General features: G+C 72.1%; 20 protein-coding genes. 11 read left to right on the top strand and 9 right to left on the bottom strand.

The window, feature by feature from the left end:
* The first annotated feature begins 33 nt into the window (after positions 1-33).
* A complete protein-coding gene (locus EDF48_RS10225; RefSeq protein WP_131879760.1) occupies positions 34-1,299 on the top strand; it encodes a glycosyltransferase 87 family protein in 1,266 nt (421 codons plus the stop codon).
* On the top strand, positions 1,296-1,604 hold the full coding sequence (locus EDF48_RS10220; protein ID WP_123294222.1) for a thiamine-binding protein: 309 nt from the start codon (positions 1,296-1,298) through the stop codon (positions 1,602-1,604). The genes EDF48_RS10225 and EDF48_RS10220 overlap by 4 nt, the downstream gene beginning before the upstream one ends.
* Positions 1,605-1,640: 36 nt before the next feature.
* Here the strand turns inward: EDF48_RS10220 and EDF48_RS10215 are convergent, their stop codons facing one another.
* Positions 1,641-1,835 carry a hypothetical protein gene (locus tag EDF48_RS10215; RefSeq protein ID WP_131879758.1) on the bottom strand — a complete coding sequence of 65 codons (195 nt, stop codon included), beginning with the start codon at positions 1,833-1,835 and terminating at the stop codon, positions 1,641-1,643.
* 124 nt (positions 1,836-1,959) lie between these two features.
* On the opposite strand from EDF48_RS10215, the gene EDF48_RS10210 reads away from it, so the two are divergent.
* The gene (locus EDF48_RS10210; protein ID WP_131879756.1) at positions 1,960-2,145 is read left to right on the top strand and encodes a hypothetical protein; all 186 of its coding nucleotides are present in this window, start codon (positions 1,960-1,962) and stop codon (positions 2,143-2,145) included.
* A 306-nt stretch (positions 2,146-2,451) separates the two neighbouring features.
* Positions 2,452-3,717: an MFS transporter gene (locus tag EDF48_RS10205; protein ID WP_131879754.1), complete on the top strand. Its 1,266-nt coding sequence runs from the start codon at positions 2,452-2,454 to the stop codon at positions 3,715-3,717.
* Between the two features lie 331 nt (positions 3,718-4,048).
* On the opposite strand, the gene EDF48_RS10200 is transcribed toward EDF48_RS10205, so the two are convergent.
* The 6 genes from EDF48_RS10200 to EDF48_RS10170 form a co-directional block, all read right to left on the bottom strand.
* Positions 4,049-4,720 (bottom strand): response regulator transcription factor, encoded by a 672-nt coding sequence (locus EDF48_RS10200; protein ID WP_111086410.1) that lies wholly within the window; start codon positions 4,718-4,720, stop codon positions 4,049-4,051.
* Between the two features lie 87 nt (positions 4,721-4,807).
* On the bottom strand, positions 4,808-6,133 hold the full coding sequence (locus EDF48_RS10195) for a hypothetical protein (RefSeq protein WP_123339799.1): 1,326 nt from the start codon (positions 6,131-6,133) through the stop codon (positions 4,808-4,810).
* On the bottom strand, positions 6,130-7,287 hold the full coding sequence (locus tag EDF48_RS10190) for an ATP-binding protein (RefSeq protein ID WP_131879752.1): 1,158 nt from the start codon (positions 7,285-7,287) through the stop codon (positions 6,130-6,132). Before EDF48_RS10190 ends, EDF48_RS10195 begins: the two co-directional genes overlap by 4 nt.
* Positions 7,288-7,527: 240 nt before the next feature.
* Positions 7,528-8,730: a homoserine O-acetyltransferase gene (locus tag EDF48_RS10185; RefSeq protein WP_131879750.1), complete on the bottom strand. Its 1,203-nt coding sequence runs from the start codon at positions 8,728-8,730 to the stop codon at positions 7,528-7,530.
* A gap of 271 nt (positions 8,731-9,001) precedes the next feature.
* Positions 9,002-10,333, bottom strand: coding sequence for a bifunctional o-acetylhomoserine/o-acetylserine sulfhydrylase (locus tag EDF48_RS10180; protein ID WP_111086406.1), 1,332 nt, complete (start codon positions 10,331-10,333; stop codon positions 9,002-9,004).
* A 279-nt stretch (positions 10,334-10,612) separates the two neighbouring features.
* Entirely contained in the window at positions 10,613-11,701 is a 1,089-nt protein-coding gene (locus tag EDF48_RS10170) for an acyltransferase family protein (RefSeq protein ID WP_123294229.1), read from the bottom strand.
* A 144-nt stretch (positions 11,702-11,845) separates the two neighbouring features.
* Between EDF48_RS10170 and EDF48_RS10165 the strand changes: the two genes are divergently transcribed.
* The 5 genes from EDF48_RS10165 to EDF48_RS10145 all read left to right on the top strand — a co-directional run bounded on the left by EDF48_RS10165 (position 11,846) and on the right by EDF48_RS10145 (position 15,239).
* Positions 11,846-12,619: an SDR family oxidoreductase gene (locus EDF48_RS10165; RefSeq protein ID WP_131879748.1), complete on the top strand. Its 774-nt coding sequence runs from the start codon at positions 11,846-11,848 to the stop codon at positions 12,617-12,619.
* Between the two features lie 69 nt (positions 12,620-12,688).
* Positions 12,689-13,222 (top strand): phosphoribosyltransferase, encoded by a 534-nt coding sequence (locus EDF48_RS10160; protein WP_173168683.1) that lies wholly within the window; start codon positions 12,689-12,691, stop codon positions 13,220-13,222.
* A complete protein-coding gene (locus EDF48_RS10155) occupies positions 13,219-13,938 on the top strand; it encodes a Type 1 glutamine amidotransferase-like domain-containing protein (RefSeq protein ID WP_131879746.1) in 720 nt (239 codons plus the stop codon). The genes EDF48_RS10160 and EDF48_RS10155 overlap by 4 nt, the downstream gene beginning before the upstream one ends.
* A gap of 5 nt (positions 13,939-13,943) precedes the next feature.
* Complete coding sequence (locus EDF48_RS10150) at positions 13,944-14,627, top strand: uracil-DNA glycosylase (RefSeq protein WP_131879744.1); 684 nt, start codon at positions 13,944-13,946, stop codon at positions 14,625-14,627.
* A gap of 9 nt (positions 14,628-14,636) precedes the next feature.
* Positions 14,637-15,239 carry a GNAT family N-acetyltransferase gene (locus EDF48_RS10145; protein WP_123294233.1) on the top strand — a complete coding sequence of 201 codons (603 nt, stop codon included), beginning with the start codon at positions 14,637-14,639 and terminating at the stop codon, positions 15,237-15,239.
* Between the two features lie 209 nt (positions 15,240-15,448).
* On the opposite strand, the gene EDF48_RS10140 is transcribed toward EDF48_RS10145, so the two are convergent.
* A complete protein-coding gene (locus tag EDF48_RS10140) occupies positions 15,449-16,147 on the bottom strand; it encodes an FCD domain-containing protein (protein ID WP_131846445.1) in 699 nt (232 codons plus the stop codon).
* A gap of 206 nt (positions 16,148-16,353) precedes the next feature.
* Between EDF48_RS10140 and EDF48_RS10135 the strand changes: the two genes are divergently transcribed.
* Positions 16,354-17,904: an SLC13 family permease gene (locus EDF48_RS10135; RefSeq protein WP_131879742.1), complete on the top strand. Its 1,551-nt coding sequence runs from the start codon at positions 16,354-16,356 to the stop codon at positions 17,902-17,904.
* Positions 17,901-18,428 (top strand): gluconokinase, encoded by a 528-nt coding sequence (locus EDF48_RS10130; protein ID WP_123937732.1) that lies wholly within the window; start codon positions 17,901-17,903, stop codon positions 18,426-18,428. Before EDF48_RS10135 ends, EDF48_RS10130 begins: the two co-directional genes overlap by 4 nt.
* Here the strand turns inward: EDF48_RS10130 and EDF48_RS10125 are convergent.
* Positions 18,425-19,339, bottom strand: coding sequence for a L,D-transpeptidase (locus tag EDF48_RS10125; RefSeq protein ID WP_131879740.1), 915 nt, complete (start codon positions 19,337-19,339; stop codon positions 18,425-18,427). The genes EDF48_RS10130 and EDF48_RS10125 overlap by 4 nt on opposite strands.
* Between the last annotated feature and the right edge of the window lie 26 nt (positions 19,340-19,365).

The raw sequence follows: 19,365 nt of genomic DNA, 5'->3' as shown, positions 1-19,365 counted from the left end.
TTCGGGTGCGCTCCCTGCCGGTACGTTCGTTCGGTGCGCAGGACCGGGAACCCGTGGATCGAACGCGTCGGGTTCGTCCTGGCGTTCGCCGCCGTGCACGCGGCGCTGTGGTGGCTGACCGCGATCTCGGCGAACCTGCCGCTCGGCGACGTCACCATCACCTACAGCCGGTGGATCGAGACCGGGCGGAGCGCGGACTTCTGGGTCGGGATCGACGGCGAGTGGGTCTACCCGATCCTGGCGATCGTGCCGATGGCCGCCGCAGCACTCGGTGGGATCGCGTCGATCGGCTCTGGGTGGCTGCTGCTGATGGTGCTGCTCGACGCCGTCGCGTGTGCGTTCCTGTGGCGGTTCCGGGCGCGCGGTGCGTTCGGCTCGCGTGCGGACGGCTCGTCGTCGCGTGGCGTGCGGGTCGTGTGGTGGTGGCTCGCGTTCCTGCTCGCACTCGGGCCGATCGCGCTCGGTCGCATCGACACGGTGGCGACGGTGTTCGCGCTGGTCGGGGTGGCCTTCGTCGCCTCGCGGCCGGCGGTCGCCTCGGCGCTGTTCACCGCCGGTGCGTGGACGAAGGTCTGGCCGGCCGCCCTCGTCGCCGTGCTGCTGCTCCTGCGCAAGGGGCACCGCCGCGGTGTGCTGGCCGGTGCCCTCGTGCTCAGCGCGCTCATCGTGCTCGTCGACGTGCTCTGGGGCGGAGCGCCGTACCTGCTGTCGTTCATCGGGGAGCAGACCGGTCGGGCGCTGCAGATCGAGTCACCGCTCGCGACGCCGTTCATGTGGGCGGCAGCGTTCGGGGCTCCCGGTGCGGCCGTGTTCTACAACCAGCAGATCCTGACGTTCGAGGTCTCCGGGGCCGGCACGCACGCCGCTGCCGCGGTCTCGACGCCGCTGATGGCCCTCGTGGTCGTCGCCGGTGTCGTGCTCGCGCTGTGGGCCGCACGCCGTGGCGCCCGTCGGGCCGAGCTCGCTCCCGTGCTCGCGCTGCTGTTCGTCGCCACGCTCATCGCCACCAACAAGGTCGGGTCGCCGCAGTACATCGGGTGGCTCGCCGTGCCGATCGTGTGGGGACTGGCCGCCGGGACGCCGAGTGTGCGCCGGTTCGTGCCGATCGCGATCGCCGCGCTCCCCACCGCCGTGCTGACGCAGCTGATCTACCCGGCCTACTACGACCAGGTGCTCACGCTGCAGCCGTGGATGCTCGTGGTGCTGACGCTGCGGAACGTGCTCGAGGTGGCGATCCTGGCGTGGACCGTGGTCGAGCTGGTGCGGATGGGCCGGGGCGCGGGCAGGATGGACGCATGATCGTCGCCTTCTCCGTTGCTCCGTCCGGTGGTCCCTCCGAACAGGCGGACGGCTCCGTGCACGACGCCGTCGCCGCAGCCGTGCGGGTGGTCCGTGAGAGCGGCCTGCCGAACCGCACGTCGTCGATGTTCACCGAGCTCGAGGGGGAGTGGGACGAGGTCATGGACGTCGTCAAGCGCGCCACCGAGGCCGTGGGCGTCTACGGCACGCGGGTGTCGCTCGTGCTCAAGGCCGACATCCGACCGGGGCACACCGGCGAGATCGACGGCAAGCTCGAGCGGCTCGAGGCTGCGCTCGGCGAGTAGCGCTGAACCCGCTGGCGCGCGCTGCGGCTGCAGCGCTCAGCGCTTGTCGCGCCGCCGTGCCCGGGTCCGACGGCGGGGGTCCGGTCCGAGCACCACGAACACCGTCAGCAGCGCGATGCCGGCGAGCGCCGCGATGAGCACGATGACCATGCCCATCGGGTCGGTGGCGTCCTCGCAGTTCACGGGCGCGCCGGCGCGGCACGAGGCGAGCACGGTGGCGGCGAGGGTCACGTGCTCATTGAACAACGAGGGCCCGCGCGACACGCCGACGCCCTCCCGCGGATGTCGGTGGTCGGGTGTCTCATGGCCCGTGTCGAGCCACATCCGGTGGCCCCGAGACGACGAGGAGCGCGTGATGACCCACGACGGCTGGTGCCCTGATTGCGACCTGCGAACGGTCGTCATCGACACGGACGAACAGGGCGAGGACGCCTGGGCCACGTGCGCCGAGTGCGGCGCCGGCTGGACGCACCGCGACGAGCTGCCCGATCTCGCACCCGCGTCGATGCGTCCCGCCCACACGGAGCGTCAGGCGGCCTGACCCGGTTCTCATCGGGTACGACCGGGCCAGCCCGGTGCGACCCGAGCTGGCCGCGCACGGCGACTTCCGTTCGTCCTTTGGAGCGGTCTACACTGCTCGGACCGGATGGTCGTCGCCACCCGGACCGTCCCGTTCGCTGCTGAACCCGGACCGGCACCCCGCTCGGGCGTAGCCGCGATGCCGATCGGCACGTGGACCGCGACGACCGCGGGACGCCTCCGTCACCACCGTCGCCCAGGCGACACCGTCCAGCCGACACCCCGATCCGACGCCGCCCGTGCAGGACGTCGTCCGAGAACAGGCCCCATGTCACAGCTCACGCCTGCGCGTCGCACCGCCGCGCTCATCTCGCTCGCCCTCGGCGGCTTCGCCATCGGGTCGACCGAGTTCGTCGCGATGGGCCTGCTGCCGAACATCGCGCAGGCGCTGCTGCCGCAGCAGTACGGCCTCGACCCGGACGCCGGCATCGCGCACGCGGGCTGGCTCGTCAGCGCCTACGCCCTCGGGGTCGTCGTCGGTGCTCCCACCATCGCGGCGATGTCGGCGAAGTTCCCGCGCAAGGGCCTGATCCTCGTGCTGCTCGTCGGGTTCGTCCTCGCGACGATCGCGAGTGCGCTGCTGCCGTCGTTCGGACTGGTGCTCGTCGCCCGGTTCGTGGCGGGTCTGCCGCACGGCGCCTACTTCGGCATCGCCTCGATCGTCGCGGGCGACATGATGGGCCCGGGCAAGCGCGGCAAGGGCATCGCGATGGTGCTGCTCGGACTGTCGGTCGCGAACGTCGTCGGTGTCCCCGCGATCACCTGGGTCGGCCAGCTCGCCGGCTGGCGGATCGCCTACGGCGTCGTCGCCGCACTGTTCGCGCTCACGTTCCTCGCCGTCGCGGCCTTCGTGCCGAAGAGCGCCCGTGACGAGCACGCGACGATCGGCCGGGAGCTCCGCGCCTTCCGCGTGCCGCAGGTCTGGATCGTGATGGGCCTCGGCGCCGTCGGGTTCGGTGGGTTCTTCGCCGTCTACTCGTACATCTCCCCGCTCGTGCAGCACGTCACCGGCATGCCGGAGTCGTTCGTGCCGATCGTCCTGGTGGTCGTGGGCATCGGCATGGTCGTCGGCGGTGTGCTCGGCGGACACCTCGCCGACCACAGCGTGAAGCGCACGATCTACTTCGGCATGTTCTCGCTCATCGGCGCGCTGCTGCTCACGGTGCTGACCGCGCAGTGGCTGTGGGGCATGCTGCTCGGCGCCTTCCTGCTCGGGGCCACCTCGTCGGCGATCCCGCCGGCGGTGCAGTCCCGCCTGATGGACGTCGCCGGCGACGCCCGGACGATCGCCGCGGCGCTCAACCACTCGGCGTTCAACATCGGCAACTCGCTCGGCGCGGCACTCGGCGGTGCGGTCATCGCTGCCGGCTACGGGTTCGTCGCACCGGGCTGGCTCGGCATCGTCCTCGCGCTGCTCGGCGTCCTCGTCACGATGTTCAGCTACTCGGTCGAGCGTCGCACCACGCGCCGTGCCGCGCTGCGCTCCCCGTCGCCGAGCACCGGCCCGATCACCGCGCCGGTCCCCATCCACTGATCGCGAGCGGGCGCCGCCAGCGCGGTTCGCGAAAGCGACAGTCTGCCGCGAACCGTTCGCGGCAGAGTGCCGCTTTCGTGGAACGGAGCGCCGGCATCGGCGGCACCGTGTCGCTGTGGCGGGACAGACCGCAGGCCGGTCCCCATCCACTGACCGCGCGCGGTAGGCGCGCCCACGCACCGGACGGGAGGCCCGTGGCGACGCCGCCACGGGCCTCCCGTCCGATGTGGGTGCGGCAGACCGCCCATGGTGAGCAGAAATGGTCGGGTCCCGTGACGGGACCCGACCATTTCTGCTCACGAAGCGGGCAAGCGCCCACGTGCGCCGCGCGCTACAGGCCCAGCGGGCCGCCGTCCTGCACGATGATGCCGTCGGTGATCGCCCGCTTCCGGAGCGCCACCTTCGTGCCCACGTCGAAGCCTGCGACGCGGTACTTCTCGCGGATGCGCTTGAGGTAGCTCTTCGCGGTCTCCTCGGAGATGCCGAGCTGGTACGCGACGCTCTTCACGGGCTCGCCACCGCCGTACAGGGCCATCACGCGGCGCTCCTGGGCGCTGAGCTTCGGGACGCCACCGACGTCGCCGCTGTTGATGGCCAGGTCGAGCTCGGCGGAGACGTACTGCTCGCCGCGCTGGGCGGAGCGGATCGCCTCGACGATCATGTCGGCGTCCTCGCTCTTCACCAGGTAGCCGAGTGCGCCGGCCGCCAGGGCCTCGCGCACGACGTTCGGCTCCGAGTAGGTGCTCATCACGACGGTCTTCACACCGGCGGTCTTGAGCGTCGAGATCTTCAGCGACACCGGGATGGAGTCCTTGAGGTCCAGGTCGAGCAGCACCACGTCCACCGGGAACGCCGGGCTCGTCAGGAGCTCGGGCCAGGTCGTGACCGCGGCCACCAGCGTGATGTCGTCGGCGGCGCTCCGGATCCACTCCGTGAGCGCGCCGAGGAGCATCCTGTGGTCGTCGACCAGTGCGAGTCGGATGGGTTCCTCTGGAGTCGCCATGCGGGCGTCCTTTCTCGGGGGCAGTTCGTGCCCGATCCTAGGAGGGAGGGGCACGTGGCACGGGCAGGCTGTCCGGGTGTCCGGCAGCTACATCGACGGATGTCGGTCCACGACGCAGTGGGCGACGATGTGGAGCGCGCCGTCGCGGACGGTCTCGGTGTACGGACCGATGCGCTGCAGGGCACTCCAGGCGGTGGGACCGAGGCGTCGGCGCTGGACGCCGCGAGACTCGATCACGACCGGCACGTCCATCCGCTCGTCGGTGACGGGGTGGCCGTCGGACCCGACCGGGCCGAGCGTGACCGAGACGACCGGCAGTCCAGGGGTGGCGGTGCGGCCGTCGCCGACCATCTGCCACAGGGCCTGCAGCAGTCCGTCGCGCTGGGCGGGCGAGAGGTGTCCGGCCAGGGCGCCCGGGTCGGCGACGCTCACCGAACGGCCGAGGTGGTCGGACTCCGTGATCGCGTGGTACAGCCAGGTCTCGCGCCGTCCCTCGATGAGGTGCAGGCGGAGCTCGGTCGCGAGTGAGGCCGCGACGGAGCTCGAGGCGTCCGACAGCGGCAGGGGATCGGTGCCGTTCGCGACGGCGTCGAGCAGCTTCTCGGCGGCCAGGTCGAGTCGGGCGAGCTCGTCCGAGGCGAGCATGCCGACGGCGAACTGCGGCGCCTGCACGTTGCTCTGCACGAGCACCCGGTCGAGTTCCCGCTGCACGAGCTGCCGGAACCGCTGCACGACGTACAGGGCGATCGACGGCGGCACGACGACCAGGGCCAGCAGGGACACGATGCCCGGCAGCGTGTCGTTGGTGATCGGGGTCGAGGCGACGCTCATGCCGACGAACGCCAGGCCGAGGACCGCGATGGCGGCGGCGACCTCGCGGGCCGGTCGGAGCGTGGCGATCGGCAGGAGCGCGAAGCCCGCGGCGATCGACGCCGACGCCGTGTGGGCGATGTCGTGCTCGGGCCAGATGCCGATGAAGTCGAGGGTCACGACGCACGCGAGCACGACGCAGATCAGCACGAAGGCCAGCCCGGTCAGCCGCTCGCCGTAGGTCAGCACGCTCAGGCCGACACCGACTGCAGCGACGATGTAGAGCATCCAGGCGGCCGCGGGCAACCACGGGTCCGAGAAGTCGGACCAGCGGACCAGGAAGTACACGATGCCGGAGACGGCCTCGATGGCGGTGAGCACCGCTGCGCCGAGGCCGAGGTACCCGGCTCCGAGCGAGGCGCCGGGCTTGGCGGCCTGGCGGAGCGATCGTGCGCCGGTCGAGGTCGAGGGGAGCCCGCGGGCCTGCCGACGCTCGCTGGTGCGGTAGCGCTCGCGCGCCTCGCGACGGGTGCGGGGCGGCTGCTGGCCGGTCGACTCGCCGGGCAGGCCGCGGCTGATGGTGTCCTCGGGGACCCGGGTCATCGCGGTGCCTCCAGGACGACGGTGGTGCCGGAGCCCGGCGCGGAGAACAGCTTGGCGTCCCCGCCGACCTCGCGCAGCCGGCTCACGACGCTCTCCTTGAAACCGAGGCGTTCGGCGCTGACGGTGGTCAGGTCGAACCCGACGCCGGAGTCCGTGACCATGGCCCGCACCATGTCGTTGTCGTGGACGATCGTGACGTGCGCCTCGCCGACACCGGCGTGCCGGCGGACGTTCTCGAGGCACTCGCCCAGCGCCAGCAGGAAGGCGTCGAGCACGTGCGACGGCAGCAGCACCTGGCCGGTGCCGTGCCAGCTGACCTCGAGGCCCATCCGCCCGAAGCGCTGCTTCACCGACTCGAGGGTCTGGCCGAGCGGCGACTCCTCTTCGCGGGTGAGCGAGTAGTCGCCGGACTGCGACGGCTGCGGGGTCGCGCCGAGTCGCAGGTGGCGCAGGAGTCTGGCGTCCTCGGCGGCCTGCTCGCGCATGGCCTGCTCGGAGACCCCGACGCCGGAGTGGGCGAGGAGCGTGAGCGTCGCGAGGACCGTGTCGTGCAGCAGCCGCGCCCCCTGCCGCCGCTGTGCCTCGGTCTCGCTGGCCTGGCGTTCGGCGCGGTGCGCGGTGCCGATGCTGTAGATCCGTCGGGCGACGCGGGGGATGCTGCGCGAGATCCACACGGCCACGACCGCGATGAGCACCCAGCCGAGCAGGGCGCCGCTGACGGGCGTCGACAGGAGCCCGCCGGTGGCCCACACCATCACGACGACGACGATCGCGCCGGTGCCGATCGTGAGTCCGAGGCCGAACGGCTGGCCGCGCTGCGCCATCAGCGGGGCGGACAGCGAGCCGCCCGCGAGCGGCATGACGGCACTGGCGACGAGCGGGCGGACCGACTCGTCCACGCCGGAGAACAGCAGCGCGAGCGAGGCGAGGCCCGTGACGAGGATCGCGGCGGTCCACCACACGCTGCCACTGCGCCCGAAGAACACGAACGCGGCGACCATCGCGGCGATGCACAGCAGGGCGCCCACGAGCGGCAGGGCGGAGACCGCGGCGGCGGAGACCACGCCGACGACGCTGATGAGCGCGCAGACGATGCCCACGACACGGGTCGTCGCCCGCAGCAAGCGGTCGCGTTCCTGTGCGATGAATTCCATCGATGTCCTGGTTGGTGACGAGCTGGTGTGACGGGTCGTGCGGGGAAACCGAGCCTCGTTCAGTCCGGGCTCGCAGCCATCCAACCACGGGCGACACCCGTTGGGGGGTGTTCGGCGCGCCGTGCCGCGCGTGCCGTCACACCGGTGCGTGCCGCCGCGGGTGCCGCGCGTGCCGCCGCCGCCCCGGTGCGTGCCGCGGCCCCTGTGCGTGCCGCCGCCCCGCCGCGTGCCGTGTCGCGCTCAGCCGTCGAGCAACCGCCGCAGGTGCGCGCCGACCTGCTCGTGCTCGATGAGGAACCCGTCGTGCCCGAACTCGCTCTCGATCACCGCGGCCGTGTCCCCGTCGAGCGTGTCCGGGACCCCGGCGGCGATCCGATGCTGGTCCTCGATCGGGAACAGCCGGTCGCTCGAGATCCCCACGACGAGCGTGCGGGCCACCACGAGTTCGAGCGCGGCAGCGACACCGCCCCGCCCGGCCCCGACGTCGTGGGAGTCCATCGCGTGCGTGAGCGTGATGTACGACGACGCGTCGAAGCGCCGGGTGAACTTGTTGCCGTGGAAGTCGAGGTAGCTCTCGACCGAGAACCGGCCGTCGTCGCCGAGCGGGGACACGTCGCTCTGCCACGACCGGGCGAACCGGCTGTTCAGCTCGTCGGACGCCCGGTAGGTCATCAACGCCATCCGCCGCGCGAGCGCCAGCCCGCGGTGCGGGCCTTCGCCGGCGTCGGCCTCGTAGTAGTCGCCGCCCGCGAACGCCGGGTCCATCTGGATCGCCGAGCGCTGCAGGGAGTTCGCCGCGATCTGGTCCGCCGTGGTCTGCGCCGTCGAGGCCAGCACCGCCAGCCGCTGGACGCGTGCGGGGTGCGACACCGCGAACTCGAGGGCGTGCATCCCGCCCATCGACCCGCCGACGACGGCCGCGAACACGTCGATGCCGAGTCGGTCGGCGAGCTGGCGCTGCACCTCGACCTGGTCGCGCACGGTGACGAACGGGAACCGCGAGCCCCACTCGACCCCGGTGGGTGCCACCGACGACGGCCCGGTCGTGCCCTGGCAGCCGCCGAGCATGTTGGGCGCGATCACGAACCAGCGGTCGGTGTCGATCGCCAGGCCGGGTCCGACGACGTCGCCCCACCAGCCGGCGGTGCGGTGCCCCGGACCGGGTGCGCCCGCGACGTGCGAGTCGCCGGTCAGCGCGTGGAAGAGCAGGACGGCGTTGTCGCGCGCCGCGTTGAGCGTGCCCCACGACTCGTACGCCACCCGCACGGCCGGCAGCCGCCCGCCGCGCACCCACTGCTCGCCGAGGGACGCGAAGTGGCGCGCACCCGGGTGGTCGCCGGGGCGCCAGGCGCCGGTGACCGGCGGCTTGCCGATGGTGCCGAGTTCGGCACCGGGCACCAGGGTGGACGGCACGGAGTCCTCGGGGGTCGTCTGCCAGTCCATGGTGCGTCCAGTCTGCCGGGAGGCGCGGGTCGCCGCCGCCGTGTTACGTCACGCCCGCCCCGTGGCCGGGTCCCGGGCCGCGCTCGCCGTTTGCGTGCGTGCGCATGTTCCGACATCGTGCGCGTTGTTCGACTCGTGGATCGTCGCACCATGCACACGTACCGGATGCGTGCGAAACGAGCGACGTCCCACGAGTCGATCGACTCGTGGGACGTCGCAACATGCACAGGCATCGAGCGCGCCGTGCCTCGGTGCCCGGGCGGGAGGAACGCTAGGCGCGCTGCCCCTCCTGCGAGACCGCACGGGCCGCGGCGAGCCCGGCCTCGAGGTCGGCCTTCAGGTCCTCGATGTTCTCGATGCCGACGGACAGGCGCACCAGGCCCGGCGTGACCCCGGTGGTGAGCTGCTGCTCGGGCGTGAGCTGCGAGTGCGTGGTCGACGCCGGGTGGATCACGAGCGAGCGCACGTCGCCGATGTTCGCCAGGTGCGAGAACAGCTGCAGGTTGTCGACGAACGCCTTGCCCGCGGGCACCCCGCCCTTGAGTTCGAACGACAGCACGGCGCCGACGCCCTTCGGCGCGTACCGGTTCGCCGCGGCGTACCACGGCGACGTCGGCAGGCCGGCGTAGGCGACGGTCGCGACGTCCGGGTGCTGGTCGAGCCACTCGGCGATCTCCTGGGCGTTCGACACGTGGCGCTCGATGCGGAGCGACAGCGTCTCGATGCCCTGCAGGAGTGCGAACGCGGTGTCCGCCGAGTTCGACGCGCCGAGGTCGCGGAGCAGCTGCACGCGGGCCTTCACGATGTAGGCGAGCTCGTTGCCGACGGCCTCGGCGAAGACCGCGCCGTGGTACGACGGGTCGGGCGTGTTGAACTCCGGGAACTTGTCCGGGTGCTGGGACCAGGCGAACTTCCCGCCGTCGACGATGATGCCGCCGATGACCGTGCCGTGGCCGCCGAGGAACTTCGTCGCCGAGTGCACGACGATGTCGGCCCCGTGCTCGAACGGACGGATCAGGTACGGCGTCGCGATCGTGTTGTCGACGATCAGCGGGACGCCGGACTCGTGCGCGACGTCGCTGACGCCGGTGATGTCGAGGACGTTGATCCGCGGGTTGCCGATGGTCTCGGCGAAGAAGAGCTTCGTGTTCGGGCGGACGGCGCGGCGCCACTCCTCGAGGTCGTCCTGGTCCTCGACGAACGTGGTCTCGATGCCGAGCTTCGCCAGCGTGTACTTGAACAGGTTGTACGTGCCGCCGTAGATCGACGACGACGACACGATGTGGTCACCAGCACCCGCGATGTTCAGCACGGCGTAGGTCTCCGCCGCCTGGCCGGACGCCACGAGGAGTGCGCCGCTGCCGCCCTCGAGTGCCGCGATGCGCTGCTCCACGACGTCGTTCGTCGGGTTCATGATGCGGGAGTAGATGTTGCCCGGCTTGGCGAGGGCGAACAGGTCGCGGGCCTCGTCCGAGTTCGCGAAGACGTACGAGGTCGTCTTGTAGATCGGGGTGGCGCGGGCGCCCGTGGTCGGGTCCGGCTGTGCGCCGGCGTGGACCTGCGTGGTCTCGAACCGCCACTGCGCGGCGTCGTGCTCGGTCATCTTGGTGCTCCTGTCCGGTGCGGCTGGTCGTCGGGTCGCCTTGCGCTCGGCCTGGAGGCGCGGCGCGTCTGTGCGTCGGGTGTCACGGTACGCAGGTGGTCGCGCTGGTACCAGCGCACCCGCCTCGGGGCGTAACGCGCACGCCCGACGCACCACGGGCCTCCCGGTCGAGCCTGCGCGCTCGTCTGACGGCGGCGACCACGGGGATCGGTCGCGGCCTGCCGCGACGTCGCGCGCTGCCGACTGAGCGCAGCGAAGACGACTGCTTGCGCGGAAATGTCAATTGTCGCGACGGAACAGCCAACCGACGTTCGGTTCGAGCAGCCAGCGCATCCCGCGCCGCACGAAGGGCTGCGCCAGGAAGAGGCTGACCGCGCAGGCGATCGCGACCATCAGGAGCACGAACGGCCACGCGGAGTGCGGACCGGCGAGCACGCCGGACTCGCGGATCGGGTAGAGCACGAAGGTGTGCAGCAGGTACACGTACATCGTCGCCGCACCGAACTGCGTGAGCCAGATGTTCCGGCGGGGGATGAGCACCAGGAACGACGCGGTCAGCAGTGTCGCGAGCAGCATCAGCCCGAACCGGACGGCACCCGCCCACCAGGCGTCCTCGCCGAGACCCGAGTACGAGTCGTCGTAGAAGAACCAGTGGTGCAGGTCGAACTCCTTGAACTGCGGGATCCACACCGCGCACGACACGGCCCACGCGGCGAACACCACGCCGGCGGCGACGCGCACCCGGACCACGGTGCGGCGCGAGGCCTCGTACCAGCGGTCGAAGAGCCCCCACTGCTTGACCTGCCACCCGAGCAGGAAGAACGGCAGCAGGCTGATCGCGCGGGACAACGACAGCGTGGAGTCGACGTTGTCGAAGTAGCCGACGCCGATGCTGAACACGACGGCCCAGAACAACGGCCACCGCAGCTGCGCCAGGTACGGCAGGATCAGCTTGAAGATACCGAGGGCCAGCAGGAACCACAGGGTCCAGGTCGGCTGCGTCGGGTTGAAGTCCTTGCCGCCCTCGACGATGCCCTGCACCACCGTCCAGATCGTCTGCATGATGATGTACGGCACGACGATGTCGGTGATCGTCCGGCGCATGCGCTTCGCAGTCGGGGTGTCGGCCGACGAGAAGTAGCCGCTGATCACACCGAACGCGGGCATGTGGAACGCGTAGATGAACGTGTAGAGCGCCAGGGCGTGCTCGCTCGCCGTCGTCTGGCGCTGGATCGCGTGGCCGATCACCACGAGGGTCACCGCGACGAACCGCGCGGTGTCCCACATCGGGATACGGCGCGGTGCCCGGCCGGGTTCGAGCTGCGTCGCCGGGGCCGAGGGTGCGGGAGGGGCGGCATCCGTCGTCATCGTCGGTCACGTTACCGGATCGTGACCTGAGAGGGTCGGTACGGTGGGGACCCGGAGCGAGCAGTCGCCCCGACAGCGGAGCGAACCGTCGTCCCGACACCGGGGCGATCCGTTGCCCCGACACCGACGCAGGAGGCAGATCACATGGCAGCACGGCGCGCAGTCGTCACCGGAGCGAGCTCGGGCATCGGAGCGGCCACCGTCCGGCTGTTCCGCTCGCGGGGCTGGGACGTGCTCGCCGTCGCCCGCCGGGCGTCGAAGCTCGAGGCGCTCGCCGCGGAGACCGGGGCCGAGGTCCTGGTGGCGGACATCACGAGTGCTGCCGACGTCGAGGCGCTCGCCGCCCGCGTCGCCGAGCTCGGCGGCGCCGACGTCCTCGTCAACAACGCCGGTGGCGCGTTCGGCTCGGCCAGCGTCGAGGAGTCCGACGTCGACGACTGGCGGGCCATGTTCGAGGTGAACGTGATCGGCACGAAGCGCGTCGTCGCCGCGTTGCTGCCGCACCTGCGGGACCGTGCACGCGACACCGGGGGAGCGGACATCGTCACGGTGACGAGCACGGCCGGCTTCGTGGCGTACGAGAACGGCGGCGGCTACAACGCCGCGAAGTTCGCCGAGCACGCCCTGGTCGGCGCGCTCCGGCTCGAGCTGAACGGCGAACCGATCCGCGTCGTCGAGATCGCCCCCGGCCTGGTGAAGACCGACGAGTTCGCGCTCACCCGCTTCCGAGGCGACGAGCAGAAGGCCGCTGCGGTCTACGACGACGTGCCGGACCCGCTCGTGGCCGACGACGTCGCCGAGGCGATCGTGCACGCGGTGGAACTGCCGCCGCACGTGAACCTCGACCTCGTCACGATCCGACCGGTCGCGCAGTCGGCGCAGCACAAGCTCGCGCGCGGGACGCTCTCGCCGCGCTGATCGCCTGCGCAGCGCCCGGGCGGTGGCCACGGGTCGCGGGCGCGGGGTCCCTGCCGGTACCGTGGACGGATGCCGATCAGCAGCGAACCCGAGCCCACGGCCCCGGCTCAGTCGACCGTGACCGTGACGAGCGGGCCCGAGGTGCTCGGATGGCTGGAGTTCGGTGACGCCGCACGCCTGCTCGCGAAGGACGTGCTGTCCTCCGGCTTCGAGCCCGAGGTCGTCGTCGCCGTCGCCCGCGGCGGGCTGATCATCGCCGGTGCCGTGGCCTACGCGCTCGGCACCAAGGAGTGCGGCTCGATCAACGTCGAGTTCTACACCGACGTCGAGCAGCGCCTGGACGAGCCCGTCGTGCTCGCACCCGCGCTCGACGCCCCGAGCCTCGCCGGCAAGCGCGTGCTCGTCGTCGACGACGTGTCGGACTCCGGTCGGACCCTGCGCCTGGTGGTCGACATCATCCGGAACGCCGGTGCCGACGTCCGCAGCGCCTGCCTGTACTCGAAGCCCGGCACCGTCCTCGAGCCCGACCACGTGTGGCGCCGGGTCGACGGCTGGATCACGTTCCCGTGGAGCGCCCTCGCACCGGTGACGGCCGAGTCGTGAGCATCCACCTCGTCGGCGGCGGACTCTTCGCCGCCTCGGACGCCGCAGCGCCCTTCCTCGCCGAGGCCACCGCACGCTCGGCCGCCGTCGGCCGGACGGTCCCGCGCATCGCCCTGCTCTCCGTCGCCGGCCCGGACGGCGGCAGTCCGTCGTCGACCGCCGACATCGCCGAGGTGCTCGGTGGTGCCCGCACGGCCGAGGTCGTCGTCACCGAGGTCGCGGCCGGCCAGGTGTTCGACACGACCGTCATGAGCGACGTCGACGCGCTCGTCGTCGGCGGCGGCGTCACCCCCGACTACCTGGGCGCGATCGCCCCACTCGTCGACCAGCTCCGGTTGCTCGTCGCCGATGGCCTGCCCTACCTGGGCTACTCGGCCGGTGCGATGATCGCCGCCGACCGCGCGCTCGTGGGTGGCTGGCGCATCGGCGGCGTCGAGATCTGCCCCGAGGCAGCCTCTGAAGGCCTCGACGAGGTCGAACTCCGCGAAGGGCTCGGCCTGGTCGACCTGACCATCGACGTCCACGCGGTGCAGGCCGGCACCCTCGCCCGCCTGATCGCGAGCGCCGAGGCCGAGTTCGTCACCGCCGGCCTGGCGATCGACGAGGACACCGCCCTCGTCGTCGGCGAGGGCGCGCTCGAGGTCCGGGGCACCGGCAGCGTCTGGCGGGTCATGGCCGGCGAGGAGTCGGTGGCCGTCGCCACGATGGGCGCGTAGCCGTCGTGGAACCACGACCGCTCGCCGACCTGGTCGACCCGGGCTGGGCGTCGGCGCTCGCTCCGGTGGAGGCCGACGTGCACCGCATGGGTGCCTGGCTGCGTGACGAGACCGCGGCTGGCCGCACCTACCTGCCGGCCGGCGCCGACGTGCTCCGGGCCTTCACCACGCCGTTCGACGCCGTGAAGGTGCTCGTGGTGGGGCAGGACCCCTACCCGACGCCGGGCAACCCGATCGGGCTGTCGTTCGCCGTCGACCCGGCAGTTCGTCCGGTGCCGCGCAGCCTGGCGAACATCTACAAGGAGCTCAGCGCCGACGTCGGCGTGACCCCACCGGCGCACGGTGACCTGCGCGCGTGGTCGGACCAGGGCGTGCTGCTGCTCAACCGTGTGCTCACGGTCCGTGCGGGCGACGCCGGCAGTCACCGCGGCAAGGGCTGGGAAGCCGTCACCGACCAGGCGGTCCGCGCACTCGTCGCCCGGGGGACCCCGCTCGTCGCCGTGCTCTGGGGCGCGCAGGCCGCGTCCGTCCGGCCGCTGCTCGGCGACACCCCGGTGGTGGCGTCGGCGCACCCGAGCCCGTTGAGTGCGTCGCGGGGCTTCTTCGGCAGCCGGCCGTTCTCGCAGGTCAACGCGCTGCTGCAGGAACAGGGCGCGGCACCGGTCGACTGGTCGCTGTCCGCTCAGTAGGCTCGGCACGTGCTCGAGGAGGAATACCAGCGACGGCGGGTCCTGCCGCGACACCTGCGTGCCCGGCCGGCGAGCGAGACCGCGTTCGAGTACCGGATCCGTGCAGCCGAGGCGAGCGACCTGCCCGACGTCCGTGAGATCCACACGCACTACGTCCGCAACTCGTCGGTGACCTTCGACCCGTCGGCGTTCACCTTCGCCCGGTGGAAGCAGCGCTACGACGACATCCGGAAGCGCAAGCTGCCCTTCCTGGTGGCCGAGAACCCCGCCGGGCAGATCCTCGGCTACGCGCTCGTGGACGCCTGGAACCCGCGCGACCGGTCGAACCGGGTGGTCGAGGACTCGATCTACCTCGGAGCGGCCTCCGGTGGCAAGGGGCTCGGCCGTGCGCTCATGGAGGCCCTGCTCGACGAGTGCCGGTCCGCCGGGGTCCGCGAGGTCGTCGCCGTGATCGCCGACCGGCAGGCCGAGGCCTCGATCCGCCTGCACGAGCGGCTCGGCTTCGAGGAGGTCGGCCGGATGGGCAAGGTCGGCTACAAGTACGACCGGTGGCTCGGCACGGTGACGATGCGCCTGCGGCTGCGCGGTCCCCGCCTCTTCGCGCGCAAGTAGTCGGGCCGTCGTCCGTCGTCCGTCGTCCGTCGTCGTTCGGTGCGGTGGGCCGCGCCGAGGTTCCGAGATCTGCGCATCTCGGCGTGCGATCGCGCGCGTTGTGGAACCTCGACGACCAGCGCACGGCGTGTTGTGGAACCCCGGCGGTCAGCGCCCGGCGTGCCGGCCCTCGCCCGCCCCTCGCCCGCCGCCGGCCCCCGCACACCCCGTCAGGGCCGCGGGGCCTCCGCGATGAACTCGTCGCGCGTGACGCCGACGAGCGCCGTCGTCGCGGCCGCCGCGGCGGCCCCGTCACCCGCGACGAGCGCGTGCCCGACGGCCTCGTGCCGGAGGGCGGCCTCGCGCGTCCAGCGCGTGATGGTGTCGCGCGACTCCGACGTGCGGGTGCGCAGCAGCGCCTCGACGGTGCCGGCGAAGTGCGCGAAGACGGCGTTGCCGGAGCCGGTGAGCAGGGCGCGGTGGAAGCGGACGTCGGCCTCGAGGTACGCGCGGCTGTCCTCGCGCGCGCAGGCGGCGAGCATGTCCTGCGCGGCGTCGAGGACTGCGGACGCCCCGGACCCGCCGGCGGTGAGCGACGCCGCGACGGGTTCGACGCCGAGCCGCAGTTCGAGGAGTTCCCGCTGCTGCACGAAGTAGGCGGGCGAGGCGCCACGCCACCGGATGACCGTCGGGGCGAGCAGTTCCCACGACCCGATGCCGAGCACCTGCGTGCCGACGCGCTGCCGGGGCTCGACGAGTCCGAGCGACTGCAGGACGCGGAGCGCCTCGCGCACGACCGACCGGGACACGCCGAACTCGTCCGCCACGAGCTCGGGGCGGACCACCGTGCCAGGGTCGAGCGCACCGTCGACGATGCGCTGCCCGAGGGTGTCGAGCACGTGGGCGTGGAGTCCGCGGGCTGGGGGCATCGTTCCTCCGTGCAGTACGGGTCACGCGATCGGCGTGACGTCGGTCCCATCGAAACGGCAGACTGCGTCCGAGGGTGGATGGCGCGCGGCGGATCGTCGTATAGTCTGATTAATCAGATTATTGAGGGTCGGCGCGCGCAGCGCCAGCCGCCCCTCGACACGAAGGCGACGGAGCCGCGCGGCAGCGGCTCCAGGAAGGGGCACCGATGCCTCACGCTCCAGTCCACCTGCTCGCCCACCCCGTGGGCACGGTCCTCGCGGCCGAGGGCGGCGGCACCGAGACCGTCGACCCGTCCGGGCCGATCCCGCAGCTGATCATCGCGGCCCTCGTCGGCATCGTCGTGATCATCGCGCTCATCACCTGGCTCAAGGTGCACCCGTTCATCGCGCTCGTGATCGGTGCCCTGGGCGTCGGCATCGGTGCGGGGCTCGCACCGGACAAGGCCGTGGTGAGCTTCGGCAACGGCTTCGGTGCGACGATGACGAGCGTCGGCATCCTGGTCGGGCTCGGGTCGATGTTCGGCAAGATGCTCGTCGACTCCGGCGCCGCCGACCGCGTGGTCGACACCCTGGTGCGCAGGTCGTCGAAGGCCGCGCTGCCGTGGACGATGGCCCTGATCGGTGCGCTGATCGGCCTGCCGATGTTCTTCGAGGTCGGCCTCGTGCTCCTCATCCCGATCATCGTGCTCGTCGCGAAGCGCAGCTCCGTGCCGATCATGAAGATCGCCGTGCCCGCCCTGGTCGGCCTGTCGACGATGCACGCGTTCGTCCCACCGCACCCCGGCCCGCTCGTCGCGATCTCGACCGTCGGCGCGAACCTCGGCACCACGCTCGCCTTCGGCATCGTGCTGGCGATCCCGGTCATCATCCTGGCCGGGCCGGTGTTCGCCCAGTTCGCGGCCCGCTGGGTCGACATCCCCGCGCCCGACATGTTCGGGTCGCGTGGGTCGGACGCCGGCTCGGCGTCCGGTCCGCAGGACCCCGCCTCGGGCGGACGGGAGGCCCGGCGCGGCCCCGCCACGCAGGACACCGCGTCCCTTCCCAACGGCAAGAGCGACTTCACGCGCGTCATCAGCGAGCCCCGCAGCCCGTCGTTCACCGTCGCGCTCATCGGCATCCTGCTGCCCGTCGTCCTCATGCTCGCCCAGGCCGTCCGCGAGGCCACGATGCCCGACGCCGCTGGCTCGTGGGTGAGCCTGCTCGACTTCCTCGGGTCGCCGATGATCGCGATCGGCATCGCGGCGATCTACGCGATGGTCTTCTTCGCGATCGGCGGCGGCATGGACCGGTCCGCCGTGGCGAAGTCGCTCGAGAGCGCGCTGCCCCCGGTCGCCGGGGTGCTGCTCATCGTCGGTGCCGGCGGTGGGTTCAAGCAGGTGCTCATCGACACGGGCATCGGCGGGGTGATCGCCGACGCCGTGAAGGACTCCGGCGTCTCGGTGCTCCTCGTCGCCTGGGTCGTGTCGGCCCTGGTGCGTGTCGCCACCGGGTCGGCCACGGTCGCCACCGTCACCGCGGCGGGCATCATGGCCCCGATCGCCGCCGACCTGTCCACGCCGATGACCTCGCTGCTCGTGCTGGCGATCGGTGCGGGCTCGGTGTTCCTGTCGCACGTCAACGACGCCGGGTTCTGGCTCGTCAAGGGCTACCTCAACACCACCGTGGGACAGACCTTCAAGACGTGGACGGTGCTCGAGTGCCTCATCTCGGTGCTCGGTCTGCTCGGGGTGCTGCTGGCCGGGGTGTTCATCCGATGAGCAGCGACTCCGCTCTGGATGCGCGTGTCCTGGTCGTCATGGGGGTCTCCGGTTCCGGCAAGTCGACCGTCGCCGCGATGGTCGCCGAGCAGCTCGGGTGGGACTTCGCCGAGGGCGACGCCATGCACCCGCAGGCCAACGTCGACAAGATGCACGCCGGCACACCGCTCACCGACGAGGACCGCTGGCCGTGGCTCGACGTCGTCGCCGGCTGGATCCGCGGGCACCTCGACGCCGGCACCCACGGTGTCGTGACCTGCTCGGCGCTGAAGCGGTCGTACCGCGACGTGCTGCGGGCGCCCGGCGTGGTGTTCGTGCACGTGGCCGGTGACGGCGCGCTGATCGAACAGCGCATGTCGCAGCGGTCGGGCCACTTCATGCCGACGTCGCTGCTGCAGTCCCAGCTCGCGACGCTCGAGCCGCCGCAGGACGACGAGGCGCACCTGACGATCGCGGCCGACCGCACTCCGGAGGAGGAGAGCGCCGAGGTCGTCGAGCGGCTCGGGCTCGGCGGCGGCCGCTAGCTGAACCGGATCGGGGTGCCGACGGGCAGGGCGGCGAGGGTGCGGGTCATCTCCGCCGAGATCCGCACGCACCCGTGCGAACTGCCGGTCGGGTCGGGGTAGTAGTGCAGCGCCGTCAGTGCCGCGTTGCCGCCGTACGACGGGATCCGCGACGAGTGCGCGCCGGTCAGGATGATCGGGTTGCCCTGCGTGTAGGTCACGCGGGTGTCCACGTACGCCGCTTCGACGTAGGTGGCGGTGTCCGACGGCGTGGGGTCCTCGGGGGTGCCGAGCCGGGCCGCCTCGGTCGCGGTGACCTGGCCGCTCCGGGTGACGACGGAGACCGTGCTCCGGGCGACGTCGACGCGGATCATCCGGTCGGTGTCGGCGACCGTGAAGTCGGCGGCCCGTGCCCAGGCGAACGTGGCGCTCGGCGCCTCCGGGTCGCCGCCGACGCCCGGGGTGCGGTTCCGGGCCGGGGTCGAGACGAGGAGCATGCCGCCGTCGACGCCGGGCGACCGGCCCCAGACAGCGGTGGCGGCGGGCAGGTCGATCGTCGACACCAGGTGCGACAGCGTGGCCACCGGGCGGGCGCGGCTGGACGGGCTGGCGTACAGGGCCACGAGGTCGTGCCGCGGGGTGGCGATCTGCCAGGTGTCCGCGGGGCGGACGTCCCCGCCGTCGAGCAGTTCGGGGACGACGCCGTCGTGGAACGCCGACGGCAGGGCGGCGAGGGTGGCGGCCGACGGCGCTCGGGGGACGGCCGCGAGCGTCGGGGTGGGGGTCGGCGTCGGCGTCGCGGTCGGGGTGGCCCGTGCGACGTGGGTCGGGTCGGTGTCCGGACGGTCGGCTGTCACCCCGACGACGACGGCGGCCGCGACGGCGAGCGCCGCTGCACCCCCGACCACGGCGATCCAGCCCCTGCGTCGCATCGGCATCCCCCTGTGCTCCTGGTCCA

Origin of the sequence: Curtobacterium sp. PhB191, from assembly GCF_004346515.1 — a bacterium.
GTDB lineage: Bacteria > Actinomycetota > Actinomycetes > Actinomycetales > Microbacteriaceae > Curtobacterium.
Note: the sequence above shows the minus strand (reverse complement) of the source record. Positions and strands in the feature narration are given on the sequence as shown.